This is a genomic window from Mesorhizobium sp. KACC 23794, from assembly GCF_052180275.1.
Classification (GTDB): domain Bacteria; phylum Pseudomonadota; class Alphaproteobacteria; order Rhizobiales; family Rhizobiaceae; genus Kumtagia.
The window spans coordinates 80,395-105,577 of the sequence record NZ_CP197465.1 but is presented as its reverse complement, the minus strand read 5'-3'; the positions used below and the strand labels follow the sequence as shown (position 1 = coordinate 105,577).

The 25,183-nt window shown below is 64.9% G+C and carries 25 protein-coding genes; 5 read left to right on the top strand and 20 right to left on the bottom strand.

All coding sequences use genetic code 11. From position 1 onward, the window contains the following. Positions 1-23 precede the first annotated feature (23 nt). The 8 genes from ACSBOB_RS00565 to ACSBOB_RS00530 form a co-directional block, all read right to left on the bottom strand. Entirely contained in the window at positions 24-815 is a 792-nt protein-coding gene (locus tag ACSBOB_RS00565; RefSeq protein WP_442580533.1) for an SDR family NAD(P)-dependent oxidoreductase, read from the bottom strand. Positions 816-846: 31 nt separating this feature from the next. Further along, positions 847-2,403, bottom strand: a complete 1,557-nt coding sequence (locus ACSBOB_RS00560; protein WP_442580532.1) for a class I adenylate-forming enzyme family protein — start codon at positions 2,401-2,403, stop codon at positions 847-849. 15 nt (positions 2,404-2,418) lie between these two features. Continuing rightward, on the bottom strand, positions 2,419-3,114 hold the full coding sequence (locus ACSBOB_RS00555) for an ABC transporter ATP-binding protein (RefSeq protein ID WP_442580531.1): 696 nt from the start codon (positions 3,112-3,114) through the stop codon (positions 2,419-2,421). Beyond that, positions 3,101-3,862 (bottom strand): ABC transporter ATP-binding protein, encoded by a 762-nt coding sequence (locus tag ACSBOB_RS00550; RefSeq protein WP_442580530.1) that lies wholly within the window; start codon positions 3,860-3,862, stop codon positions 3,101-3,103. Before ACSBOB_RS00550 ends, ACSBOB_RS00555 begins: the two co-directional genes overlap by 14 nt. Further along, complete coding sequence (locus tag ACSBOB_RS00545) at positions 3,859-4,800, bottom strand: branched-chain amino acid ABC transporter permease (protein WP_442580529.1); 942 nt, start codon at positions 4,798-4,800, stop codon at positions 3,859-3,861. Before ACSBOB_RS00545 ends, ACSBOB_RS00550 begins: the two co-directional genes overlap by 4 nt. Continuing rightward, positions 4,797-5,654: a branched-chain amino acid ABC transporter permease gene (locus ACSBOB_RS00540; protein ID WP_442580528.1), complete on the bottom strand. Its 858-nt coding sequence runs from the start codon at positions 5,652-5,654 to the stop codon at positions 4,797-4,799. The genes ACSBOB_RS00545 and ACSBOB_RS00540 overlap by 4 nt, the downstream gene beginning before the upstream one ends. A 70-nt stretch (positions 5,655-5,724) precedes the next feature. Next, a complete protein-coding gene (locus ACSBOB_RS00535) occupies positions 5,725-6,900 on the bottom strand; it encodes an ABC transporter substrate-binding protein (protein WP_442580527.1) in 1,176 nt (391 codons plus the stop codon). Between the two features lie 214 nt (positions 6,901-7,114). Further along, positions 7,115-8,440, bottom strand: a complete 1,326-nt coding sequence (locus tag ACSBOB_RS00530) for an FAD-dependent oxidoreductase (protein ID WP_442580526.1) — start codon at positions 8,438-8,440, stop codon at positions 7,115-7,117. 80 nt (positions 8,441-8,520) lie between these two features. On the opposite strand from ACSBOB_RS00530, the gene ACSBOB_RS00525 reads away from it, so the two are divergent. Together ACSBOB_RS00525 and ACSBOB_RS00520 are read left to right on the top strand one after the other, a co-directional pair. Further along, entirely contained in the window at positions 8,521-9,180 is a 660-nt protein-coding gene (locus ACSBOB_RS00525; RefSeq protein WP_442580525.1) for a GntR family transcriptional regulator, read from the top strand. Positions 9,181-9,359: 179 nt separating this feature from the next. After that, positions 9,360-9,986 carry a helix-turn-helix domain-containing protein gene (locus ACSBOB_RS00520; RefSeq protein WP_442580524.1) on the top strand — a complete coding sequence of 209 codons (627 nt, stop codon included), beginning with the start codon at positions 9,360-9,362 and terminating at the stop codon, positions 9,984-9,986. A gap of 66 nt (positions 9,987-10,052) precedes the next feature. Here the strand turns inward: ACSBOB_RS00520 and ACSBOB_RS00515 are convergent, their stop codons facing one another. Beyond that, the gene (locus ACSBOB_RS00515; protein ID WP_442580523.1) at positions 10,053-10,775 is read right to left on the bottom strand and encodes a DJ-1/PfpI family protein; all 723 of its coding nucleotides are present in this window, start codon (positions 10,773-10,775) and stop codon (positions 10,053-10,055) included. 252 nt (positions 10,776-11,027) lie between these two features. Between ACSBOB_RS00515 and hemE the strand changes: the two genes are divergently transcribed. Next, entirely contained in the window at positions 11,028-12,044 is a 1,017-nt protein-coding gene (hemE, locus tag ACSBOB_RS00510; RefSeq protein ID WP_442583930.1) for a uroporphyrinogen decarboxylase, read from the top strand. A gap of 544 nt (positions 12,045-12,588) precedes the next feature. Here the strand turns inward: hemE and ACSBOB_RS00505 are convergent. The 10 genes from ACSBOB_RS00505 to ACSBOB_RS00460 all read right to left on the bottom strand — a co-directional run bounded on the left by ACSBOB_RS00505 (position 12,589) and on the right by ACSBOB_RS00460 (position 21,964). After that, the gene (locus ACSBOB_RS00505) at positions 12,589-13,386 is read right to left on the bottom strand and encodes an SDR family oxidoreductase (RefSeq protein WP_442580522.1); all 798 of its coding nucleotides are present in this window, start codon (positions 13,384-13,386) and stop codon (positions 12,589-12,591) included. Beyond that, a complete protein-coding gene (lsrF, locus tag ACSBOB_RS00500; protein WP_442580521.1) occupies positions 13,383-14,270 on the bottom strand; it encodes a 3-hydroxy-5-phosphonooxypentane-2,4-dione thiolase in 888 nt (295 codons plus the stop codon). Before lsrF ends, ACSBOB_RS00505 begins: the two co-directional genes overlap by 4 nt. Before the next feature lie 210 nt (positions 14,271-14,480). Continuing rightward, positions 14,481-15,116, bottom strand: a complete 636-nt coding sequence (gene dhaL / locus ACSBOB_RS00495; protein WP_442580520.1) for a dihydroxyacetone kinase subunit DhaL — start codon at positions 15,114-15,116, stop codon at positions 14,481-14,483. A gap of 8 nt (positions 15,117-15,124) precedes the next feature. Then, positions 15,125-16,129: a dihydroxyacetone kinase subunit DhaK gene (locus ACSBOB_RS00490; RefSeq protein WP_442580519.1), complete on the bottom strand. Its 1,005-nt coding sequence runs from the start codon at positions 16,127-16,129 to the stop codon at positions 15,125-15,127. Beyond that, positions 16,122-16,325, bottom strand: a complete 204-nt coding sequence (locus ACSBOB_RS00485; RefSeq protein WP_442580518.1) for a hypothetical protein — start codon at positions 16,323-16,325, stop codon at positions 16,122-16,124. The genes ACSBOB_RS00490 and ACSBOB_RS00485 overlap by 8 nt, the downstream gene beginning before the upstream one ends. Next, positions 16,322-17,425, bottom strand: coding sequence for an ABC transporter ATP-binding protein (locus tag ACSBOB_RS00480; RefSeq protein ID WP_442580517.1), 1,104 nt, complete (start codon positions 17,423-17,425; stop codon positions 16,322-16,324). Before ACSBOB_RS00480 ends, ACSBOB_RS00485 begins: the two co-directional genes overlap by 4 nt. Then, a complete protein-coding gene (locus tag ACSBOB_RS00475) occupies positions 17,422-18,510 on the bottom strand; it encodes an ABC transporter ATP-binding protein (RefSeq protein WP_442580516.1) in 1,089 nt (362 codons plus the stop codon). The genes ACSBOB_RS00480 and ACSBOB_RS00475 overlap by 4 nt, the downstream gene beginning before the upstream one ends. Beyond that, on the bottom strand, positions 18,510-19,430 hold the full coding sequence (locus ACSBOB_RS00470) for a carbohydrate ABC transporter permease (RefSeq protein WP_442580515.1): 921 nt from the start codon (positions 19,428-19,430) through the stop codon (positions 18,510-18,512). Before ACSBOB_RS00470 ends, ACSBOB_RS00475 begins: the two co-directional genes overlap by 1 nt. Before the next feature lie 4 nt (positions 19,431-19,434). After that, positions 19,435-20,307 (bottom strand): carbohydrate ABC transporter permease, encoded by an 873-nt coding sequence (locus tag ACSBOB_RS00465; RefSeq protein ID WP_442580514.1) that lies wholly within the window; start codon positions 20,305-20,307, stop codon positions 19,435-19,437. A gap of 244 nt (positions 20,308-20,551) precedes the next feature. Beyond that, positions 20,552-21,964, bottom strand: a complete 1,413-nt coding sequence (locus ACSBOB_RS00460; protein ID WP_442580513.1) for an ABC transporter substrate-binding protein — start codon at positions 21,962-21,964, stop codon at positions 20,552-20,554. A 354-nt stretch (positions 21,965-22,318) separates the two neighbouring features. Between ACSBOB_RS00460 and ACSBOB_RS00455 the strand changes: the two genes are divergently transcribed. Beyond that, complete coding sequence (locus tag ACSBOB_RS00455) at positions 22,319-23,134, top strand: DeoR/GlpR family DNA-binding transcription regulator (RefSeq protein WP_442580512.1); 816 nt, start codon at positions 22,319-22,321, stop codon at positions 23,132-23,134. A 17-nt stretch (positions 23,135-23,151) separates the two neighbouring features. Next, positions 23,152-23,940: a class I fructose-bisphosphate aldolase gene (locus tag ACSBOB_RS00450; protein WP_442580511.1), complete on the top strand. Its 789-nt coding sequence runs from the start codon at positions 23,152-23,154 to the stop codon at positions 23,938-23,940. A 92-nt stretch (positions 23,941-24,032) separates the two neighbouring features. On the opposite strand, the gene ACSBOB_RS00445 is transcribed toward ACSBOB_RS00450, so the two are convergent. Beyond that, the gene (locus ACSBOB_RS00445) at positions 24,033-25,025 is read right to left on the bottom strand and encodes an adenosine kinase (protein ID WP_442580510.1); all 993 of its coding nucleotides are present in this window, start codon (positions 25,023-25,025) and stop codon (positions 24,033-24,035) included. Between the last annotated feature and the right edge of the window lie 158 nt (positions 25,026-25,183).

Genomic DNA, 25,183 nt, shown 5'->3' with positions numbered 1-25,183 from the left:
TTTTTGGATCCAGATCGCCACGGTCAGACGGCCTTGGCCGTCATGCCGCCATCGACGGGCAGCGCCACGCCGGTGATGTATTTCGCCTCGTCGGAGGCGAGGAAGACCGAAGCCCAGGCGATGTCCCAGGCGTCGCCCATGCGTCCGGTCGGACAGGCCTCGTTGCGCATGCGCACCAGTTCCTCCTCGCTGTCGAACGCGGCGTTGAGCGCCACGCGCGCGGTCGGCGTGTCCATCATGCCCGGCAGGATGGCATTGGCCCGGATCCCCTTGCGGGCATACTGGAGCGCGATCGCCTGGGTGAACTGGTTCACGCCGGCCTTGGCCGCGGCGTAGGAAATGTAGGCCGTGCCCAGCCAGCGCAGGCTGGCAATGGAGGAGATGTTGACGATCGACCCGCCGCCCTGCGCCTCCATCACCGGCAACACATGCTTGCAGGTGAGGAAGAGGCTCTTCAGGTTGAGGTCGATCGAGCGGTCCCAGTCCGCCTCGCTCATCTCAACGGGGCCGCCGAGATAGGCCATGCCGACATTGTTGTGCAGGATGTCGATGCGTCCGAAGCGGGCGACGCAGGCGTCGACCGCGGCTTTCACCGCGACGTCCTGCGTCACGTCGGCGGTGGCGACGGAGCAGACCCCGCCTTCTTTCTCGATCTCCGCCCGGGTCTCCCCAGCCGCATCGGCATTCAGGTCCACGGCGAAGATGCGGGCGCCTTCCCTGGCGAAGGCGATCGCCGTGGCCTTGCCATTGCCCATGCCCTTGGCGATCGAGCCCGCTCCGAACACGATCGCCACTTTTCCCTGAAGTCTGCCCACGCTTGCCTGTCCTTGTCCTGTTGCCGCCCGCTCACACGCTGCGCGACCGTCCCGCCCAGTAGCGGTCGCGGATCGTCCGCTTGAGCACCTTGCCGACCGGGCTGCGCGGCAGCGCCTCCCAGATCTCGAAGGATTTCGGGGTTTTCATTCCGCCGAGCCGTGCGCGGCAGAACTGCTCGAATTCGTCGGGTTGCGCATCGATGCCGGCCTTGAGCTGGATCACGGCCTTGACGGCCTCTCCCCACTTGTCGTCGGGCACGCCGATGACGGCACAGTCCTCGACCGCCGGATGGGCCCAGAGCACCTGCTCGATCTCCGACGGGTAGATGTTGAACCCGCCTGAGATGATCATGTCGCGCTTGCGGTCGACGATGTAGAAGTAGCCGTCGGCGTCGCGCATGCCGATGTCGCCGGTATGGTGCCAGCCGAAGCGCGAGGCTTCCTCGGTGGCGGAAGGGTTCTTGTAGTAGCCCTTCATCACGAGATTGCCGCGCACGACGATCTCGCCCACGTTCCCGTCGGGGAGCAGCCGCCCCTCGTCATCCATGATCGCGACCTGAGTGAACATGGAGGCGCGGCCGCAACTGGTCAGCCGTTTGCGCCCCTCGGGCGTGTCGTCGACGATATGCTCCTGCGGCGACATGAAGGTGCAGATCATCGGCGATTCCGCCTGGCCGAAGGTCTGCGCCATCACCGGCCCGAAGACGTCGATCGCCTCGGCAAGCTTCGTGGCCGACATGGGCGCCGCCGCGTAAACGATATGCCGCAGCGAAGAATAATCGAAGTCCCGCACCCGGGGGTGGGCCAGCATCATGTAGATCACGGTCGGCGGCACGAAGAGCGTGGTCACCCTGTGGCGCTCGATCGCCTGCATGATGGTCAGCGGATCGGCGTTGGGACTGACTACCTGGGTGCCGCCGGCGACGAGCGTCGGAAAGGCCACGCAGCCTGCCGCATGGGTCATCGGCGCGGCCATGAGATGCACTGGCGGCGCCTCGCGGTAGTTCATGCCGGCGGCGAAATTCGCGATCATCGTCTCGAAATTGAGATGCGTCAGCAGCACGCCCTTCGAGCGGCCGGTCGTCCCGCCCGAAGGCCAGAAGGAGACGATGTCGTGCGGGCCGGCGGGCACGTCGCAGACGGCGTCGGAAACATCGGCCAGCCAGCTTCCGAGATCGGGGTCCGGGCCGTTCGGCAGGTCGATGCAGACCATGCCCTTCAACGAGGGCACGCCGGCGTGGATCGCCGCGGCATGTTCCGCGAAGCAGCTGTGGTAGAACAGCCATTCGCAGTCATTGTCGGCCATGATGGAGATGGTGTCGTCCATCGCGTTGCGGGCATTTGCCGGCATCCAGGCGGCGCCGGACCTGAGGATGCCGAGGATACAGACGAAGGCGTCGAGGTCATTGGGACTGAGCACGGCGGCGGCCCGCTGCGGCTGCACGCCGGCGGCGATCAGCGCGTTGCCGATCCGGTGCGTCAGGCGCTGCGTCTCGCCGAATGTCAGCGAGCGGCCGTCGAGGTCGACCAGGCAGGGCCTGTCCGGTCCCAGCGCAACGCCCTTGTCGAAGAAGTCTATCAGCCGCATGTCGCAGACCTGTCCCTAGATGGCGAGTTTGTTTTCGATGGCGGCGCGGTCGGCGGCGAACTCAGCCGTCGTGCCGCTCCAGCCGACCGTGCCGTGGTCGACGACGTAGATGCGCTGGCCGATCGACATGGGGATCGCCACCTTCTGCTCGACGAGCAGGATGGCCATGCCCTGGCGATGGATCTCGACGATTGCGTCGCGCACGTCGCGCACCACGAGCGGCGCGAGCCCTTCCGACGGTTCGTCGAGCATGAGAACTGTCGGATTGGTCATCAGCGCGCGGGCGATCGAGAGCATCTGCTGTTCGCCGCCGGACAGCGAGGAGCCGTTCGACCGGGCGCGTTCGCGCAGGCGTGGAAACAGGCCGCAGGCGCGGTCGTAGGTCCAGAAGCCTGGCTTGTGCATCACGCCCGCCAGGCGGAGGTTTTCTTCCACCGTCAGGTTCGGGAATATCTGCCGGTTCTCCGGCACGAAGGCGACGCCGCGCCGGCTGATCTTCTGGGGCGGCAGCGACGTGATGTCCTCGCCCTTGTGGATGCGCCGGCCGCGCGTCGGGGTCAGCAGCCCCATCAGCGTCTTCAGGATCGTCGACTTGCCGGCGCCATTGCGTCCGACGAGGCCGACGACCTCGCCCTCGCGCACTTCGATCGATACGCCGCCGAGCGCCTGCGCCTTGCCGTAGAACACGTCTGCATCCTCAAGCCGCAGCATGGTCGTCTCCCAGATAGGCGGCGCGCACGTCGGCGTTCGTCCGCATCTGCGACGGCGTGCCCGATGCCAGGAGCTTGCCCTGGTTCATCACGAACACGCGGTTCGACAGTTCCATGACGGCCTTGATGTTGTGCTCCACGAGCACCACCGTGCGGCCCCTGGCGACGCGTGCGATCAGCGCCACCGTCTGCTCCATCTCCTTCTCGCCGACGCCGGCCAGCGGCTCGTCGAGAAGCAGCACGCGCGGCCGGGTCGCCAGCGTGATGCCAAGCTCCAGCGCCCGCTGGTCGCCATGCGACAAGGTTTCGGCGAGCTGGTCGCGCCGGCCGGTCATGCCGACCTCTTCGAGGATCTCCTCCGCGGCGATCCGCAGCGACGCATAGCCGGACGCCGGACGCCAGAAGGGCTGCAGGCGGAACAGCCGCGCCTGCGCGGCCAGGCGGAAATTCTCGAACACCGTCATCTCGGGGAAGATCTTGGTGATCTGGAAGCTGCGGCCGATGCCGGCCTTGGCCCGCTGGTGCGCATTGTCGCGCGAAATGTCCCGGCCTCCGAAACGCACCTCGCCGCGCTGTGGCGTCAGCCGGCCGGACAGGACGTTCATCAGCGTGGTCTTGCCGGCCCCGTTCGGGCCGATGACGCTGTTGATCTCGTCGGCGACGAAATCGATCGACACGCCGTCGACCGCACGGAATTCGCCGAAGGCCACGAGCACGTCGCGGCAGCTGAGGGTCTGGGCGCCGCTCATGAGCGGCCTCCGCCGACGCGCGCCACGATCGCCCGGACAAGCCCGACGAGGCCGTTCGGCATGTACAGCGTCGCAAGGATGAAGCAGATGCCGAGGATGCCGTACCAATGCACCGTATAGGAGCTGATCTGCTCGCGGGCGACCTCGTAGGCGGCGACGCCCAGCACGGGACCGAGCAGCGTGCCCTTGCCCCCCAGCAGCGTCATGATCACGACGTCGCCGGACGCGGTCCAGTGCATGAGCTGAGGGTTGAAGAACATCATCAGCGACACGAGCAGTGCCCCGGCAAGCCCGCTGACCGCGCCGGACACGACGAACACGATCAGCTTGCTCAGCTTTGTGTTGAAGCCGACCTGCTCGGCACGGATCTCGTTGAGCCGGATGCCGCTCAGCACCTTGCCGAAAGGGGACTCCCGGAAGACGGCGCAACCCGCCAGCACCAGCATGAAGATGACGAGGACAAGCAGGTAGAAGTTCGTGTCGTCGTAGAACGAGATGCCGAACAGGCTCGGCCTGACGATGCCCGCTATGCCGTCCTCGCCGCCCGAAAGGGCGCGCAGGGGGGACGACGTCGCGAAGAAGATGAGCTCGGCGATGGCCAGCGTCGTCAGCGAGAAATAGATGCCCGACAGCCGTAGGGCGAGCATACCTGCCATGGCCGCCGCTACCGCCGCCGCGGCGATCGCGGCCAGCAGCCCCAGCGCGAACAGGTCCGGAAACGCCTGCGTCATCAGGGCGAAGACGAATGCGCCGGTGCCGAAGAAGGCCGCGTGGCCGAAGGACAGGAGCCCGGTGAGGCCGAAGACGAGATCGTAGGCGACCGCGAAGATCGACCAGATCAGGATCAGCGTGACGAAATAGATGGTGCCTTGGCTGGCCAGGAACGGCACCGTGGCAAGCACGAGCGCCAGCAGGACGAGCGCGACGACGGTTCTCATGCCTGGCGCCCCTTGCGGTTGAACAGACCTTCGGGACGCACCACGAGCGTCAGGATGAGCAGCGCGTAGGTCAGCAGGCCGATCCAGTCCGCCGCGAACTGCTGGCCGAAGGCGCGGGTCATGCCGATGAGCAGCGACGCTATGATCGCGCCGCGGATGTTGCCCAGGCCGCCGATGATGATGATGATGAAGCAGTCGATGATGATCGTGTAGCCCATGCCGAGCTTCAGCGGCAGCAGCGGCGCGGCGATCGTTCCGCCCAGCGCGGCGAGGAAAGTGCCGGCCATGAACACCAGGGTGCGCAACTGGACGACGTCGATGCCGAGACAGGCGGCCATCTCGCTGTTGGAACTGGTGGCGCGGACCATCATGCCGATCCTCGTGCGCTCGATGATCAGGAACATGGCGATGGAAAGGGCGAGGCCGACGCCGATGATGAAGAGGCGGTAGACGGTGATGGTGGAACCGGAAATCTCGACCGTGCCGGAGAGGATGTCGGGAGCATTCATCGCCATGAAGTTGACGCCCCAGATCAGGCGCACGGCTTCCTCGATCACCAGCACGCAGCCGAACGTCATCAGCAGCTGGTAGGCGTGGTCCCGGTCGTAGAGCGGCCTCAGCGTGAAGCGCTCGATCAGGCCGCCGACCAGCGCGACGAGGATTGGGCTGACGATCAGCGCGAGCCAGAAGCTGCCCGTCCACTGGACCATCTGGTAGCCGGTATAGGCGCCCAGCATGTAGAGCGCGCCATGGGCGAAATTGACCACTCCGAGCATCCCGAAGATGATCGTCAGGCCCGCCGCGAGCAGGAACAGCAGCATGCTGATGCTCAGGCCGATGATGATGATGGACATGATCCCCCGTCCCTGACTGGTTCTGTCTGGCGGCGAGGCGCGATCGTTGCCGCGCCCCGCCGGTCGGGCGTCAGTTCGGACAAGCGGGATAGAGGTTGTCCGGCGGGAAGGTGTCCGTCACCTTCAGCATCAGCGGCGGATAGGGATCGCCGCCGGTGACCGCCTCGGCCCATAGGCCGACGCCGATCGCCTGGTTGTCGCAGGCGCGCATCTTGCGCGGGCCGAACACCGAGCCGGGATGCTCGCTGGTCTTGAACGCGGCGACCCAGGCCTCGGTGTCCCACGACCCGGTCTTGTCGACCACGTCGAAGAACCATTTCAGTCCGTCATAGGCATGGCCCGCATAGGCGTTCGGCCACTCGTTGTATTTCTTGCGATACGCCTCGACGAAGGCTTTGTTCTCCGGCGTGTCGTAGCTGAAATGGTAGCGGGCGACCGTGTTCACGCCGACAACGTCGGGTCCGACGGCATTGGCCGCGTCGTCGTCCAGGAAGCCGGTTCCGAAGATCGGAACGCGGTCGTTCAGCTTCACCTGGCCGGCCTGCTTCAGGAAGGTGATCGTGTCCGCGCCGGTCATGGTCACGAACAGGCCGTCGGCGCCGGACTTGGCGATCTTGTCGATGATGATCGAATAGTCCTGATTCCCGATCGGCGCAAAATCCTCGCCTGCGACCGCCACGCCCATGCCTTCGAGCCCGGCCTTCATCGTCGCCCATGTGTCCCGCCCCACGGGCTGGTCGACACCCAGGCCGTAGACCGACTTCAGGCCCGCCTTCCTGACGAACTCGATCGCCATCTTCGTCTCGGCGAAGGCGAGGCTGGAGGTGCGGAACGTGTAGTCGTTGCGGGCCTTGCCGGTGATCTGGTCGGCGGCCGAGGTGGTCACGATCAGCGGCGTCTTGCGCTGGGCCGCCACCGGCATGATGGCCAGCGTCTGGCCGGATGCCCCGTCGCCGAACAGCATGTTCACGCCTTCGGAAAGAAGCTTGTTGGCTTTCTGGACCGACGTCTGCGGCTTGGTCTCGCTGTCCTCCCACAGCGCACGGATAGGAACGCCCAATACCGTCTGGCGCTCCTCGATCGCGATCTCCGCCCCCTTCTGCATGCTGGTGCCCAGAAGCGCATAGGGACCGCTGAGCGGCACGACGCCGCCGAGCGTGAAATTCTCGGGCGACTGGGCCGACGAGCCGCCGCTTCCCAATGCCATGAATGCCGCCGCCAGAGCGGCGATCGTCTTGCATTTCATCGATTTCTCCTCCCGACATCGTCGTGATGTCTCTATTATTGTTTCCTGAAAAACAACTCCATGTCAACACCTGGGAAACTCGATTGCGGTCGGCCCGCGTGTCCTGGCGCCACGGGCGGCTCAGCCCCGCGGGGCGAAGCGGCTCAGCGTGGCGCGGGCGGCATCGGAAGCGCAGTCGGCGCGGCACATCCGTGGCGCGACACCGTCGTCGATCCTATCCAAGGCGCGCACCCTCCCGGTTGAGGATCCGGCGGATGTCGGCGCCCCGGATCTCCCTCAGCCTCAGCTTCTCCCGCAGGGATATCGAGGCGGCGATGCCCGCCGCATGGCCGTAGGAGAAGCACTGCGCGGTGACCCGCGCCGATGCGACCGCCTCATGCTGCGCGCTGAGGCAGCGGCCGGCGGCGATGATGCCTTCGCCGCGCTCCGGTACGAGGCAGCCATAGGGAACCTCGTAGGCGTCGTCGAGAATCCACCGGACGACCGGTTTCTCGCCGCTGTGCAATTCGATCGGCCAGGGCGAACGCGCGATTCCGTCTGGATTCTTGCGCGCCGCCACCACGTCGTCATTGGTCAGGCGGGCGACGCCGCTGATCTGTCTTGTCTGACGCACGCCCACCTGGACGCCCGTGTCGTTGACATAGGCCTGTGCGCAGCCTGCAAGCCGGTCGCGGAAGAAGCGCGCATACTCGCGGACCTGGCGCCGGCCTTCGAACTCCGCCTCGGTGAAGTCGTCCATCGACAGTGCATTCAGTTCGCGCCCGTCGCGTCCGATCACCCGGGTGCAGTTGCACAGCAATTCGCCGGGCCGCGTGGTCGGGAACAGCCATATCTTGCTGCGGGGCAGGGCGTAGCCCTCCCCGTTGGCCTGCCCGATCGAGGCGATGACCGCCTGCGGCATGATCGTGTCCTGCCCGTAGGCCGATAGGAAGGCATCGACATCGACCCCACCCATGCGAAAGATCATCGTGGGGTTCTGCACGCGGCCTTGGTCTCCGACGAAGGTCGGCAGGCCGGCCATGGCCGCGACGTCGGCATCGCCGCTGGCGTCGACGACGACCCCGGCGCGAATTTCCCCGGAACCTTGTTTCGTCCAGACGGTCACGCCCTCGATCGCTTCGCCGTCGCCCAGGACGCCGGTCACGACCGCGTGGTAGATCGTCTTGACGCCGGCTTCCGAAATGAAGTCGTCGGCCGTTTCGCGCCACGCGAGCGGTTCGTGCACCCGCGTCATCGTCTTGCCGTAGCGCAGGGCGGGACCGAGACCGCCGCGCCCTTCCAGCCGCTTCACGAACTCGTCGGCAAAACCGAAGACGACCTGCTCCGGAACACGATTGCCCTCGGTCGCCTCGTACAGACCGCATACGGTCCCCGAAAGGCCGGCCACCGCGCCACCGCCGCAGAAGCCGTAGCGTTCGAGCAGGATGACCGAATGCCCGTGCCGCGCAGCTGTCGTTGCCGCCGCCACGCCGGCTGCTCCGCCGCCAACGACGACGATGTCCGCGGACAGCCTCCACACCGGGCGCACATCCCCCGCCATCTTCCTTCTCCCCTTAATCGGCAAGTGACATATCAGTTGCACTTCAGTATCGTCAACCTCGATCAGTCTTTGGAGTTCGCATGTCGGAACATGACCATTCCCCGCTCCTGTCGGAGAAGGCCTACCAGCAGATCGAGGAGATGATCGTCATGCGGCGGTTTCCGCCCGGTTCGATGATCTCGGAGAATCAGCTGAGCGCCAGCCTGGGCTGTGGACGCACGCCGATCCGCGAGGCGCTGCTTCGGCTTAAGCTGGAAGGGTTTGTCGACATCCACCCCCGCAGGGGCGCCCTGGTCCTGCCTGTCGACATCGCCAAGCAGCTGGAACTGCTGGAAGTCCGCCGCCCGCTGGAAACGCTGACCACCGAACTCGGCTGCCGCCGCGCGACGCCGGCGCAGCGCGCCGAGATGCGCGCGCTCGGCGCCAGGCTGGTCGAGGCGGCAGCAGCGGGAATGGATTCGCGATATTTCCAGCTGAATCGCACTATCCACGACCTGCGCATCGCCGCCACCCATAACCAGGTGCTCGTTCAGTCCATGGGGGTGATCTACGGGCTGTCGCGCTGGTTCTGGTATTCCTACCTCAACGACCCGGCAGCGCTTCTGGAAGCCGCCGAACTGCACAAGGCGCTGCTGGACGCCATTGCTGCCGGCGACACGCATGCCGCCGTTGCGGCGTCGGATGAAGTCGTGGAGTTCGTCTCGAGGCTGACCCAGAACGAGATCGACCGCCGCAGTTGAGGGATGCGCTGTCCGCCTGTCACGGCTGCGCCAGGGTGCAAAAGTTTCCTGCATGTTGACATCGGGCGAATGCGCGGCTTTCTATCCGGCTCTGTACCGCGCACGTGATGATGGCATCGCCGACACATGCCTTGCCTGAGCGGAGGTTTCCGACAGGCCGTCAACAATGGAGTTGCCCCTTGAACGAGCTAGGACAGCGCTTGCGCCATCTGCGCCGAGTCGCTGGGCTGACGATCGACCAGGTGGCGAGCCAGATCGGCGTCACCAAGGGCTATCTGTCGAAGATCGAGACTGGGCTCTCCGATCCGTCCGTCGCCGTCCTGGGGCGTCTTGCGGAAGCCTTCGGCGTCCCGATGTCGACGATGTTCGAGAACGGCAGCGGCTACGAGCTCTCGGTCGTCCGCGCGCATGAACGCCTGGCGCTCAACCGGCCCGGCACCAAGCGAGGGTACGTCTTCGAGTCCCTCGTGTACCGCAAGGCCAATCGCCAGTTCGAGGCATTCGTGCTGACCTACCCGGCTCGAAAGGACCCCTCCACCTATCGGCATCCCGGCGAGGAATTGCTCTATGTCCTCGAGGGGGAGCTTCTGTTTCGCTATGCGGGGGTCGACTACATCCTGAAGCCGGGCGATTGCGTGTCCTTCGATGCGCGTGTCGAGCATCAGGGCGAAGCCCATGGCGACAAGCCGGCCAAGGCGCTGGTCGTGGTGATTCCCGGCCCGACGGCAGGGCACCGGTCCCGGCGCGCGAAGTCCGAACACATTGCACAGAGCCCCGTCGACTTGAATATACCCGACAATTCCTGAGAGGGCCCGCGCTGCCCTGGCAGTCAAACCGGCGTGGCGGAATTGGGCCGATAGGGGCGGCACGCTTTAGGCCTTGGCGAGGATGGCAAGCTTCCCCAGCGCCTGCTCGATCGCTGCGCGGGCCGCCGCGTTGCGTTGTACCATCAGCGTCGTGGCTGCTTCGGAGGCCTTGTCGGGGTGGCCGGTGTCGAAGGGCGGAGACGGGTCGTATTCGATCCCGAGCTGGATCGCTTCCGCGACCTCCTGCCCGGCAAGTTCCGCGACGATGACGAATGCGAAGTCGATACCGGACGAGACGCCGCCCGATGTGAAGACATTGCCGTCGCGCACGACCCGCCCCTTCCCGTGAATGGCGCCGACCAGCGGCAGCATGTCGACATAGGCCCAATGCGTCGCGGCGCGACGTCCGTTCAGCAAGCCGGCTGCGCCAAGAAGAAAGGCGCCCATGCACACGGAGGTGACATATCTGGCATGCCCGCCCCGCTGGCGAATGAAGTCGACGGTCTCGGCATCGGCGAGAGCTTCCGCGACGCCCGCCCCGCCGGGCACGCAAATCAGGTCGAGGGGAGGACAGTCGCCGAAGGTACAGGTCGGCATGATGCCAAGGCCACGGTCGCTCAAGACCGGCAGCATGGTCTTGGCGACGACATGGGTTTTCGATTGCGGGAATTTGCTGGGAACGGAGATCGATGGAGGCGTCGAGAGCCGACTCAGCACCTCGAACGGGCCGGTGAAGTCGAGTTGTGTGATTCCTGGGAAAATCACGAAGCCGATGCTGAAATCATGCATGTCCATTCTCCCGAATGCCATGGGCGGGTTAGCACGTGCAGATCATTGCTCCCGGTTCGAGGCGTCCGCAATGGGGGTATCCGACCGCAAACGATCGCTGTGAGATTCCGAACGAAACACCGACCGGGGCGTTGGCAGCCGCGCGCAACATGCCGGAGGAGGCCCATGCGTTCACCCTGCCGCATTGCCCCGGCCTGTTCCGCATGACATAGCTCCGGCGAAAATCCGGAGACGCCCGTGCAAGACAAGAAGATGCTGAAGGTGCTCGGCGGCGAGACGGTCTTCCCGCCACCGCTCTGGATGATGCGGCAGGCGGGGCGTTATCTCCCGGAATACCGCGAGACCCGCAAGCAGGCCGGCTCCTTCCTCGACCTCTGCTACAATCCGGATTTCGCCGTCGAGGTGACGCTGCAGCCGATCCGCCGCTTCGGCTTCGATGCCTCTATCCTGTTCTCCGACATCCTTGTCGTGCCGCACGCGCTCGGCCGCGACCTGACCTTCGCCGAAGGCGAGGGGCCGCGCATGACCCCGATCGAGGCCGCGGAGATAGAGCGGCTCGGCGAAGGCCGCGACTTCCATGCAAGGCTTGCTCCCGTCTACGAAACGGTGTCGCGCCTGCGGACGGAACTGCCGAAGGAAACCACGCTGATCGGCTTCTGCGGCGCACCGTGGACCGTGGCCACCTACATGATCGCCGGACGCGGCACGCCGGACCAGGCGCCGTCGCGGCTCTTCGGCTTTCGCGAACCGGAGGCGATGGCCATGCTGCTGGCCAGGCTCTCCGAGGTTTCGGCCGCCTATCTCATCCGCCAGATCGACGCCGGCGCCGATGTCGTCCAGATTTTCGACAGTTGGGCCGGCGTGCTCGACGAGGCGAGTTTTTCAGCCTGGTGCGTCGAGCCGGTGGCCGACATCGTCCGCCGCGTCCGCGCCGTGCATCCGGACACGCCGATCATCGGTTTTCCGCGCGGCGCCGGCAGTCTCTTTGCCGGCTATCGACAGCGCACCGGCGTGACCGCGCTCGGCCTCGACTGGTCGGTGCCGCTTTCGCAGGCGAGGGACTTGCAGGCGCAAGGAGCGGTGCAAGGCAACCTCGACCCGCTGCGGCTGGTCGCCGGCGGCCGGGCGCTGGACGATGGCGTCGACGCGATCTTGAAAGCCCTGGGCGGCGGCCCGCTGGTTTTCAACCTCGGCCACGGCATCACGCCGGACTGCCCGGTGGAGAATGTCGAGCGGATGGTGAAACGGGTGCGGACGGCCCAAGGGTGAAGGTAGGCGCGCCGACACTTGCCGGCGGCATTGCGGTGACCGTGACTGTTGCCGCCACCCGGCCTCAGGACAGTTTCGATGGCGCGAGCAGTCGAAGCCGACAGCCGCCGGCATGAGTCCCACACCTCAAGACGCAAGTCGTCTCGCGTGTCGGACCTGTGAATCGCGAAACATGGCGCAGGAAGTCCATACCGCTCAAAAATGAAGCATTCGCCCCGCTTTAAGGCCTCGCCGTGAAGCATTTGACGGTGATTCCTGCTGACATTGTCCGCAAGACGTTGGGCTGAAACGATATTCAGGACTTCACGTGAAGCTCCGCATTCTTTGGCGATTCTGCCGCCCATCATCGGAGCATGGTGCGGAAAGCCATGTAAGGTATGGCGTTGCAGCCGCTCCGTATCGCCGGAAGCGCGGAAAACAGCCCTGACACGAGGCAGCGCTACGACGTTTTTGTCAGGAGCCGCGCCGTGCCGCGAGCACCGCGAAAGAATGCCCCCGACCTCGCCTTGGCAACGATCAAGAATCCCGATCGACCCTGCCTTGCCTACCGCAGTGACGTCGCCATGACCCCGCCATCGACGGTAAGAACGGCAGCATTCACCTTGTCCATCTGCGCCAGATGCAGGAAGACGTCAGCCACATCCTCCGCCGTCACCTCGACGCCGAGCAGGTTGCCGGACATGTATTCCTTCGGCGTCATGCCGCGCGCGGCGGCCCGCTCCACGATCATCTGGTCGGTCATCAGCCCGGTGCGGATACGGCCCGCATTGACGCCGGCGACGCGGATGCCCTCGCCGCCGTGGTCCACGGCATACTGCTTCATCAGGGCCAGGGTAGCCGCCTTGGGGATGCCGTAGGGGCCGAAATCCTTGCCGGGATTGACCGACTGGTTGGAGATGTTGAACAGGATCGTCCCGCCGCCACCCTGGGCGCGGAAGGCGCGAACGGCGGCCTGGCAGACGTTCTGGTGGCCGAAGAAGTTGAGGTCGAAACTTCTGCGCAGCGCATGCATCGGCAGGTCGGCGATCGCCCCCTGGTCGGCCGAGCCGGCATTGGACACGAGAATATCGAGCCCGCCCAGGACGTTGGCGATGCTTGCAAAGGCCGTCGCCACCGCTTTTTCGTCGGTGACGTCGCAGCGTATGGCGCTGCCGCCGATCTCGGCGGCGAGGTCGCCCAACGCCGCTTCGTTGATGTCGAGGGCGGCAACCGACGCGCCCGCGCCAGCGAAGGCGCGCGCCACGGCGCGGCCGATGCCGCTCGCCGCACCCGTCACGGCGACCCGGCGGCCTTGCAGCGGCGGGGCTTGCGTTTGCGCCATGGCTCCGGCCTGCATGGTCATGCGGCCTGCTTCAGCGACAGGTCGCGGAACAGTGCATATGCCCGCTCCGCCGTCTCGCCGCGATGCACGACCGCGCCCAGCGCCTGCAGCATCGCCGCCGGGTCCGACGACTGGAACACGTTGCGGCCCATGTCGACGCCAGCCGCGCCCTGGTCGATCGCCTGGTATGCCATCTCCAGCGCCTCGCGCTCCGGCAGTTTTTTGCCGCCGGCGATCACGATGGGGACGGGGCAGCCGAGCACGATCTTCTCGAACCCTTCATCCACGTAATAGGACTTCACGAACTGCGCGCCGATCTCGGCCGCAATGCGGGTGGCGAGGCCAAAGTAGCGGGCGTCACGCACCATGTCCTTGCCGACGCCGGTCACCGCCATGGTCGGGATGCCGTAGCGCGTGCCCGTGTCGATGAGTTTCACGACATTGCCGATAGATTTGTGCTCGTATTCCGCACCGACATAGACCTGCGCGGCCATGGCGACGGCGCCGAGCCGGATCGCGTCGTCGATGTCGACCGCGACCAGTTCATTGGAAAGCTCGGTCAGGATCGAGTTGCCGCCCGAGCAGCGCAGCACCACCGGCTTGTTGACCTCCGGCGGGATGGTCGAGCGCAAAGCGCCGCGCGTGCACATCAGCACGTCGGCATGCTCGGCCAGCGGCGCGATGGTCAGGTCCATGCGCTCCAGCCCGGTCGTTGGTCCCTGGAAATAGCCATGGTCGAAGGCGAGCATCACCGTCTTGCCGGAGGCCGGGTTGAAGATGCGCGACAGTTTTGCCTTCATGCCCCAATCATGGTGAGCCGCGCCCTTCAGGAAGAAGCGGCTTGTGTCAGCCGGGCGGCCCTGGCCCCAATCCTTGCCGTCCTTGATGTCGTCGAGATCTGCCATTGTCGTGTCCTCGCTTGGCGCCGGCGTCACCCTCCCCCTTGTGGGGAGGGTCGCGGAGCAAATGCCGCAAAGCGGCGTTTGTGACGCGGGGTGGGGGAGGCGGAAATCGACCCCCACCCCGTCTCGCAGTCTTTACTTCGTTCCGACTGCTCGCCGACCATCCCCGCAAGGGGGAGGGTGAAGTTGGCGCCGCTGCCGCTTATCCCCAATTCACGCCTTCGCCACGAAGTCCCGCATAGCCTTCAAGATCAGCGAGATCGAGATCGCGCCAGGATCGGGGTGGCCGATGCTGCGTTCGCCCAGCGAGCGCGCCTTGCCGGTGGTGGCGATCATCGCCTTGGACGCTTCGACGCCTTGCAGCGCGCCCTCGGCGGCCGCGGCGGTTGCCGCTTTCAGGCCGCCGCCAGCGGCGGCCCGCGCCGCACGGGCGGCCGGAGCTAGGGCGTCGACCATGGTTTTCTGGCCCTCGACGACTCCGCCGCGCTTGAGGACGGCGGCGAGACCCTCTTCAAGGAAGCCGGCAAATCCCGGACCATCGACTGTGCCGGCAGCGGCGAAGGCTTTCGCACCCGAGCGGAACAGCGTGCCGAACACCGCGCCGGCCGCGCCGCCCGTGTTGGAGAGGATGGCCATGCCGGTCGCCTTGAAGGCAGCTTCGGCGCTGTCCGGCTCGGATGCCTTGAGCGCCTCCAGCGCCGCTTCGAAGCCGCGGCGCATGCCGATGCCGTGGTCGCCGTCGCCGATGGCGAGGTCTGCGTCAGTCAAAACGTCGGTCTGGTCGATCAGGGCCTGGCTGACCGCCAAAAGCATGTCGCGGGCGCCGGCCGCGTCCAGTTCTTCCGCCATTGCCCGCCTCACATCCTGGAATAGCCGAGGGATTCGGCCGGCATGTCGAGATAATGTTTCAGCTCGTCGTCGAGCCTGAGCAGCGTGACCGAGATACCCGCCATTTCCTGCACCGTGAGCCAGGTGCCGACATCCGAGCGGTGCACCTTGATGCCTTCGCGGTCGAGGATCTGGCGGATGCGGCGGTTGACGATCAGCATCTCCATCATCGTCGTTGCGCCGAGATTGTTGATCATCAAGGCGACCTCGTCGCCACGCTTGAACGGCAGGTCGGACAGGAGTTTCGCCATCAACTGATCGGTGATCTCATCGGCAGGCGCCATCTTCTGGCGCGACACGCCGGCCTCTCCATGCGCGCCCATGCCGATCTCGATCTCGTCTTCAGCGAGTTCGAAGGTGAGTTTTCCCGTCTCGGGAATGGAGCCGGCGGCCACCGCGACACCGATCGAGCGGACATTGGCGACGGCCTTTCGCGCCACGCGCTCGACCTCGTCCAGCGTGTCCAGTTCGGACGCCGCACCGCCCGCGATCTTGATCATATAGATGTCGCCGGCGATACCGCGCCGGTCGTGCGTGCGCTCCGGAGGAGCGGCTGCGACGTCGTCGGTGACGCGCACGGTGCGCACCTCGATGCCGTCCTCTTCCAGCAGTTCGACCGCCATGTCGAAATTCATGTTGTCGCCGGCATAGTTGCCGTAGAGGAAAAGCACGCCCTTGCCGCGATGCACGGCCTTGGCAGCCTCGTAGATGATGTCCGGCGAGGGCGCGGCGAACACTTGGCCGCAGGCCGCCCCGTCGCCCATGTTTTTCCCCACGAAACCGTGGAACACGGGCTCGTGGCCGCTGCCGCCGCCGATGAGCAGCGCGACCTTGCTTTCGGGAAGGTCGGTGCGCACCAGGGCGGCGTGCTTGTCCAGCTTGCGCACGCGGCCGTCATTGGCCAGCACAAGGCCTTCCAGCATCTCGGTGACGACTTTTTTAGGATCGTTCAGGATCTTCTTCGGGTTAGCCAATTTTTTCCTCCTCGTCTTGCTGCCGCGCGTCGGGCACATGATCCAGGATCATGAACAGGACCACGCCTGCAAGCAGCACCGGAAAACCGAATACGAAAAGTCCGTGTAGGAAAGGCTGGCAGAGCATGGCGAAGCCGATCAGGATCAGCGCCGAGGCCAGCCTGTAGAACCAGTTCTTCGTGAGGTAAGCGCTCATCGTGCCTTGCCCCCGAGATGCGAGATGCGAGCACCGCTCTCGGCGTCGAACAGGAAGCCGCTGGTTATCCGGAACGAGCAGGCGTCGCCCTGCTTGAAGACCATCTCGGAGGGCACGACCTTGCGGAACGAGCCGGCATCCGAGTTGACCTGCACGGCCCGTTCGAAGCCGCGATTGTCGACGGCGTAGACCGAACCTTCATTGGCGTCGGACGCGCCGCCCGGCCCGACTTCGATGTCTTCGGGCCATGCGCCAAGCAGCAGCTTTCGTCCGGCCGCAGTGCCCACCACACCGAAGGCGCCGAGCGGAAGCTTTTGCCTCCCGCCGGGGATCAGCACGGAACCATCGCTTATCGACGCTTCGAAGAAGGCCATGGACGGACTGCCGATCAGCTTGCCGACGCGCATATTGGCCGGCAAGGCGATGATCTCGTCGATGGTGCCCGTCTGCTGGATGATGCCGCTTTCGATGATCGCCAGCCGGTCGGCAATCGCGATCGCGCCGTGATAGTCGTGGGTGGCGTACAGCATGGTCGAGCGGTGCTGGCGGTGGATTTGCCTGAGTTCGGCGCGAAGACCCTCGCGCAGCTTCAGGTCGAGAGCCGACAGCGGTTCGTCGAGCAGGAACATTTTTGGACGGCGCACCAGGGCGCGGGCGATGGCCACACGCTGGCGCTCGCCGCCGGAAAGCGTGTCGACATCGCGGTCGAGCAGATGCGAAATGCGCAGGAGTTCGGCGGTGCGACCAACCCGAACTTTGATCTCCGCCTCGTCCTCCCGGTAGGTCGGCGACCGCAGCGCGAAGGCGATGTTGTCCTTCACGTCGAGCACCGGCAGAAGATTAAAACCTTCGAAGACGATGGAAACGTCACGCCCGGACGGATCGATGTCGGTGACGTCGCGGCCGGCGAGGGATACTTTTCCGGCCTCCAGGCTGATCAAGCCGGCGGACGACAGCAGCGTCGAGCTTTTGCCCGCGCCGGTCGGGCCGAGCAGCGCCATGATTTCGTTGTCCGGCACTTCGAGATCGAGGCCGCGCAGCGCCCGCTTGGCGCCGTAGGATTTCTTCAAGCCTTCCAGCTTCAGCATCGGGACGCTCATGCTGCGTCTCCCGTCACGCGCCGGCCTGTCTCGGCGTCGAAGAACAGAAGTCCTTCCGGCACGAAATGCACGGCCTCGGTCGGAGCCGTTCGGCTGGGTCGCTTGTCGACGCCCTGATAGGCGTTGCCGCCGATGGAGAAATTGAAGAAGCGGTCGCGGCCGACCGAGAATACGTCGTCCACGGCAAGCGGGAAGGCTGTTGGGTCGCCCGGTTCGACCAGATGCACGTTGAGCGGCCGGACGCCAAGCTTCAGTTTCCGGCGGCTGGCGACCGCCCATTGCGGGATACGGTTGCGCGCGGGCGTCAGCGTGACGCCGCTGTCGCCCAGCCTCAGGCCGCCATCGACCGGCACGAGGTCGATCAGGTTCATCGACGGCGAGCCGATGAACTGGCCGGCAAAGACATTCTCCGGCTGGAGGAAGATGCGGTCAGGGTCGCCGACCTGCACGATGCGCCCGTCGCTCATCAGCACGATGCGGTCGGCCAGGCTCATCGCCTCGCGCTGGTCGTGGGTGACATAGATGGTGGTGACGCCGATTTCGCGCTGCAGGTGGCCGAGTTCCCAGCGCATTTCCTCGCGAAACTGCTCGTCGATCGCCGACAGCGGCTCGTCGAGCAGCAGCACGGCGGGTTCGCGGATAACCGCGCGCGCCAGCGCCACTTTTTGGCGGGCGCCGGGCGGTAGCGAGGCTGGATAGCGGTCGAGGTCGGCCCCGAGGCCGAAGATTCCGACGACCCAGTCAAGCTTGCGGGCGATCTCGGCGCGGGGAACGCCCCGCGCCTTCAGCGGGAAGACGATGTTTTCGCGGATTTTCAGATGCGGGTAGAGCGAGACGAACTGGAACACCATGGCAATGTTGCGCTCGCTGGCCGACATCTCGTTGACGCGCCTGCCGTCGAACAGCACGTCGCCGGACGTCGCCTTCACCAGCCCGGCGATGCAGCGCAAGGTCGTCGTCTTGCCGCAGCCGGACGGGCCGAGATAAACGACGAACTCGCCGCTCTTGACCGTCAGGTTGACGTTGTCGACCGCCTTGAAGCCGGCGAAGTCGATGGTCAGGTTCTTGAGCTCGATCTCGGCCATCAGTATTTCTCGCCCATCTTGCCGAGATGGCGGACCAGGATCATCGACAGGCCGATGATGATGAACAGCAGCATGACCGCCAGCGCCGACGCTTCGCCGGTGTAGAAATAGCTGAAGGCGGTTTTCGCGACGGCAAACGACACGGTCTCGGTGCTCGATCCAGGTCCGCCGCCAGTCAGCGCGAAGAACAAATCGTACTGCTTGAAGCTGTCGATCAGCCGGAGGATCAGCGCGATGAACAGCACCGGCGCCGACATCGGCAGCGTGATGCGGAAGAATTTGTAGGCCGGGCTGGCGCCGTCGACTTCCGCGGCCTCGTAGATGGTTTCCGGAATGCCGCGGAACGCGGCCGTGGCGAGCAGGATGATGAAGGGCGCCCACATCCAGGTGTCGGCGATGGCCGCAGCCCACAGGGCCGGTGTCGTCTGGCCGAGCCAATCGACCTTCGACAGGCCGACGACGGTCAGCAGATAGTTGATGACGCCCCATTCCGAGTTCAGCATGTAGCGCCAGAGGAAGCCCACGACCACCGGCGACAGCATCATCGGCATCATCAGCATCGTGAACACTACGTCGCGGCCACGAAAGTTCTTCTGCAACTGGTAGCCGACGAAGATGCCGATCAGCATCTGCATGACCACGCAGATGAACACGAATTTTCCGGTGAAGATGAAACGGTCCCAGAGCTCGGGATCGGAGAGCAGGAAGGTGTAGTTCTTCAGGCCCACGGGCTTCATGCCGGCGGCGGGCCGCAGCGCCGAGAAGTTGAAGAAGGAATAGTAGATCAGCGAGAAGATCGGGTAGGCGACCATGAAGATCAGGATCGCCAGCGTCGGCGACAGGAAGCCGAAGATCATCAGCCGTCCGGAAGACCGTTTCTTGAGCTCGGCCTGGCGCTGGTTGTGGGAAACGGCGCTCATCGTCCTACCTCCGCCCCAGCACGCCGAAGGTCATGCCCATCAGCAAATGTTTGCGGATCAGATAAAAGAACACCAGAACCGGGATGATCAGCACCACGCCGGCCGCGCAAATTTGCGTCCACTCGATGCCGGTGGCGCCGGCTGCCGATGAAATCTTGACTGGCAGCGTCTTGGCCTGGGTGGTGGTCAGGATCGAGGCGAAGGCGAATTCGTTCCAGGCGAAGATGAAGCAGAAGCCGGCGGAGGCGGCGATGCCGCCTTTCACCATAGGCAGTACCAGGCGGGTGAAGGCATACATGCGCGAATAACCGTTGACGATGGCGATCTGCTCGACCTCGCGCGGCACGCCGTCGAAGAAACCCTTCATGATCCAGGTGGCGAGGCCGACATTGGCGAAGATGGCGACGAGGATCAGACCAGTGCGCGTGTCGGCCAAGCCCAGCCGCGCGAACATCAGGTGATAGAACACCAGTACGGCGACAGGCGGCAGCATGCGGGTCGACAGTACGAAGAACATGAAGTCGCCCTTGCCCCGAAAATTGAAGCGCGAGCAGACATAACCGGCGAGCGTGCCCAGGAAGACGGCAAGGAAGGTGCCGACCGTGGAGACCAGCACGCTGTTGACCAACGAATCGAACACGCCGACCGCCGAGGCGCTGCCGGCGGCCGCACCGACGCCGAAGACGCTCTGGTAGCCGGAAAAGTCGGGCGTGAAGAACAGCTTCGGCGGCATCGAGAACAGGTCGACGCGGCTCTTCAGCGACGAGATGATCAGCCAGAAGATCGGGCCGAGATTGTAGAAGGTGTAGGCGACGAGCAGGAGCAGAAGAAGCCACCGGCCGGCCAGATCGATCGCTGATGTTTTGGATGTGCTCATCGGAAGCAGTCCGGTTTGAAGATTGTGAGCCGGCGGTGCGGCCGCCTTACCCTCCCCCTTGTGGGGAGGGTCGGCGAGCGATCGTAGCGAAGCGGAGAACCGCGAGACGGGGTGGGGGTCACCTTAACTGCGCACGCAAAGAGAATGTCGAGCACTTCATCAGCAACCCCCACCCCGCGTCAAAAACCTCGCGTGCCGCTCGGTTTTCTCCGCGACCCTCCCCACAAGGGGGAGGGTAAGGGGATCACTCCACCGGAACGACCTTATCCTGGCCGACAGGGGAAATCTCCTGGTCCGGCACTTCCGGGGTCTTCTCGCTGCGCTTGATCTCGTAGCCGGCGCGCTCGAGCGTACGCTCGTTCTTCTCGGCGGCGTCCGCAAGTGCCTGCTGCACCGTCTTGGTGCCGGAAACTGCGTTCGAGACCTCCTGCTGGAGCTGGTCGAGCAGCGCCGGATACTCCGGCAGGTGCCAGTAGTCGTTGAGATAGGCGAGCGCGGTCGAGAACTGCCGGTTGTAGGAGTTCAGGCCTTGCCAGTCCGGGCTTTCCAGCACGGATTTCAGGCCGGTCTGGCAGACGGCGGCGTAGCGCTTCTGCTGCTCGGGCAGGAAGTACCACTCCATGAACTTGGTCAGCTCGGGCAGCTTCTTGGAGTATTTGTTGATGCCCATGCCCTGGCCGCCGACCGAGAACTGGCGGCGGAACTTTCCGTCGCGGCCGACGGCGCCCGGAAGCACGGCGAAGGCGGTCTTGTCGGCGAACTTGTTCACCTTCGGATCGGCGTTGGAGCCGTTGAAGTAGAACCACTGCATGGCCATGGCGAGCTGGCCCTGCTGGAAGGCGGCGTTGACCTCGTCAAAGCCCCAGTTGCCGGAGCCGGGAGGGCCGAACTTGAACATGTCGACATAGGCCTGGACGCCGTCGATCGAAGCCGGCGAGTCGAGGTAACCCTTCACTTCCATCGTAGCGGGATTGTAGAGCTCGCCGCCGAACGACCACAGGAAGGAGTTCGACGCGGTCGTGGCGAAGTCGTAGTCGCGGCCGCCCATCTGGCCCCAGCCGTAGAGACCCTGGTCGGGACGGGTGAAGAACTCGGCGATCTCCTTGGCGTCCTGGTAGGTCTGAGGGACCACAAGCTCCTTGCCGTACTTGGCCTTGAACGCTTCCTTCTCCTTCGGATCCTCGAACAGGTCCTTGCGGTAGGTCAGGCCGTAGGCGTCCTGGTTGGCCGGCAGGCCATAAAATTCGCCCGAGCCGTCCGGATATTCGCCGTAGCGCGACAGCGAGGCCGGCGGGAAGATGTCGGCCTTCAGGTAGCTCGACTTATCGAAGATGTCGTTGAGCTTGACGGCGTGGCCGGCGAATTCGGCGGTCGACTGACTGTCCCACATGGCGAAGTCGAAGGCGTCGCCCTGGATCGCGAATTCAGAGGCGATCTTGTCGTGCCACTGCGGGCCGTAGGGCACAAGCGCCGGCACGATCTTCACCGACTTGTCCGGATAGTCTTTTGCGATGTCCATCAGCGCGTCGGCACAGGTGCCGGCATGCCAGACGAAGGTAAGCGTGGTCTCCGCGCGGGCCAGTCCGGCGCTCGCGGCAAGCGCCGTGACGGCGACTGCAGCGGACGCAAGCAAGCGCGCGCGCTTGGCGTTGTTCATGATGCTCCTCCAGCGTTTCGCGGGCAACCGAGGCGGCGGCGAACTCCCTTCGCCTCGTCTCCTGCCCTCTCTCAACGCTAGTCAGCGTCGTTAAAAATATCAACATGAAACTTATATTTTCTCATTTTTTTTGTTACGTATGATCACGAATGACAAGGCGAAGCACTCGGGTCATGCCATGTTAGGATTCACCAAAGCCCTCGCGCGGCTCGAAAAAATATCGATTTATCCGCTGGTTAGCAGGATCTCCGCGATCTTGCAGCGCAGTTGCGAATTCGCATTGCACAACGACCATTTTGATAATTTAACATTTTCCTTCCTGGTATGCATCGGCCGTGCTAGAGGTCTCTGCCAATGAACGCGGAGGAGGCCGCCGACATGTTCGAGCCGGACGGCGACATGCAGCATCTGTCGAAGGCCGACCAGCGCCGTGCCGGGATCATACGGCTGCTGATGGAAAGCCCGTCTGTGCAGATCAAGGATCTGGCGACGCGCCTCGACGTCAGCCTGATGACCATCCACCGCGACTTGAACGATTTGCAGAACCAGGGGCTGGTGCGGCGGCTGCGCGGTTCGGTGTCGGCGGAAAAGTCGATGCTGTTCGAGAGCAGCTATCTCTACCGCGCCCGCCAGCACGTCAGCGAAAAGCGAAAACTGGCGCGCGCCGCGATCGCCCATATAGAGCCCGGCAACGCCATCGTCTGGGACGACAGTTCCACCACCTTCCATGTCACCGAGTTCATTGAGCAGGTGGCGCCGGTGACGATCATCACCAATGCGCTGCCCGTGCTGGAGAAACTGCGCGACGCGGCGGAGATCGACCTGATCGCGCTCGGCGGCAAATATCACCGCGCCTATAACGGTTTCTTCGGCCTCGCCTGCGAACGCTCGATCCGCTCCTACCGGGTGGATGTGGCGCTGATGTCGACCACCACCATCCAGGGCTTGTCGATGTTCACGCAGGACGAGCAGGTGCTGCGCGCCAAGCAGGCGATGATCGAGATCGCGCGCAAGCGCATCCTGCTGGTCGACGAGAGCAAGTTCCACTTCTCCGCGCTCAACCACGTTGCCGACCTGTCGGTGTTCGACGTGGTGCTGATCTCGAACTCGGTGGATTCGTCCACCATCGCCCGCCTCCGCGACGGCGGCGTCAAACTGCAACTCGTCTAGCAATCGAAGGAAACACGATGTCGGAAACTGGCAAGGCGCGCCGCCTGGCGCGCATGTTCAACGCGCGGTCGGGGCGCATGCTGTGCCTGGCGTTCGACCATGGCATGCAGGTCGGCACCGTTCCCGGCACGGAGGATCCCGCGCGCGTGCTCGACACGGCGGCGGAGGCCGGCGTCGACGCGGTGATCCTCAACCCCGGCATGATGGTTCGCCACGGCCATCGCCTTGCCGGCGGCCCGGCGGTCATCCTGCGCATCGACCAGACCACCATGTGGCGGCACGGCACGCCGAGCGGTTATCCCGACACGCACAACCGGCTCGTCTCCTCGGTCGAGGAGGCGGTGTCGATGGGGGCGGAGGCGGTCATCACCTATCTGTTCACCTGCAACAATCGGCCGGAGGAAGAGACAAAATCCTTCGAAATCTGCGGCGCGGTCGCTAGCGCCTGCCGCAAATGGGGCGTGGTCCATGTCATCGAGGCGATGGCCGCCAAGGGCGGCTTCGCGCGGCATGACGATCCGGACGTCATCTCACTCAACTGCCGCATGGCAGGCGAGATCGGCGCCGACATCATCAAGGCCGACTGGTGCGCCGACAAGGAGCGGTTTGCGGGCATTGCAACGCAGTCGCTGGCGCCGATCGCGATCGCCGGCGGCCCGGCGCGCGCCGGCATCGAGGCTGTCGCCGACTATGCGCGCGGCGTCATCGCCTCGGGCGCAAAAGGCCTGATGTTCGGCCGCAACGTTTTCGAGCAGGCCGATATGGGAACCATGCTGCGCAGGCTTCGCGAGATCGTTCACGGATAGACGCGCGACCTTCTCCCCCGGGATTACCGTTCAATAGCGACACCTCGCGGGACAAGAGCCGCCTCGGCCTCGGCAACCGTTTCGCGAAACCTCTACAGCAGCCCGGCCTTCTCGGCCTCCACGCGCAGATTCTGGCGCGGGCGCGGGCCGATTTGCTGGATGACCAGCCCGGCGGCCAGCGAGCCGAGATCGCCGCAATCCTGCAGGCTGCGGCCGGCCGTGTAGCCGTAGAGGAAACCGGCTGCGTAGAGGTCGCCGGCGCCGGTCGTGTCGACGATCTCGTACACCGGGATCGGCTTAATCGTGATCGTCTCGTCGCCCCGCACGATCACCGAGCCTTTTTCCGAGCGGGTGACCGCCGCGATCTTGCAGTCCTTGCGGATCGCGTCGAGCGCGGTCTCGAAGGAACTGGTCTGGTAGAGCGACTTGATCTCGTGGCTGTTGGCGAAGACGATGTCGACTGTACCGGAACGCATCAGGTCGAGGAATTCGCCGCGATAGCGGTCGACGCAGAAGGAATCCGACAAGGTCATCGACACTTGGCGGCCGGCCTCGTGCGCCAGCCGGGCGGTCAGGCGGATCGCGTCCTTGGCGCGCGGCGGGTCCCACAGGTACCCCTCGAAATAGGTGACCAGCGCGCCCCTGGCCTTCTCCGGCTCGACGTCCTCAGGCCCAAGTTCGACGCAGGCGCCGAGATAGGTGTTCATCGAGCGCTCGCCGTCGGGCGTCACGAAGATCATCGAGCGCGCGGTTGGCGGCGGTCCCGCGAGCGGTTTCGTGTCGAAGGCGACGCCCTGGGCGCGGATGTCGTGGTAGTAGATCTCGCCCAGCGTATCCTCCGCGACCTTGCCGAAGAACGCCGCGCGGCCGCCAAAACTGGCGATTCCCGCCGCCGTGTTGCCGGCGCTGCCGCCGGACGCCTCGATGGCCGGCCCCATGCGTTCGTAGAGCAGGTTGGCGCGGTCGGTGTCGATCAGGTTCATCGCCGCCTTGATGATGCCGTTCTCTGCCAGGAACGCCTCGTCGGCCTGCGCTATGATGTCGACGATCGCGTTGCCGATGCACAGCACATCGTATTGGCTCATGAAGAAACTCCGACGGGCAAATCCTTGGCGTTCTTGCATAATGATCGACGCCCGGTCCAGAGAAGGACTGCCGCGCCGCGCAAGTTTCTTGTCCGTGCGCTTCGCAATCCCCATGTCGATCGCATCGGCACGCCAAAAATCAGGGAGACCGGCACAGC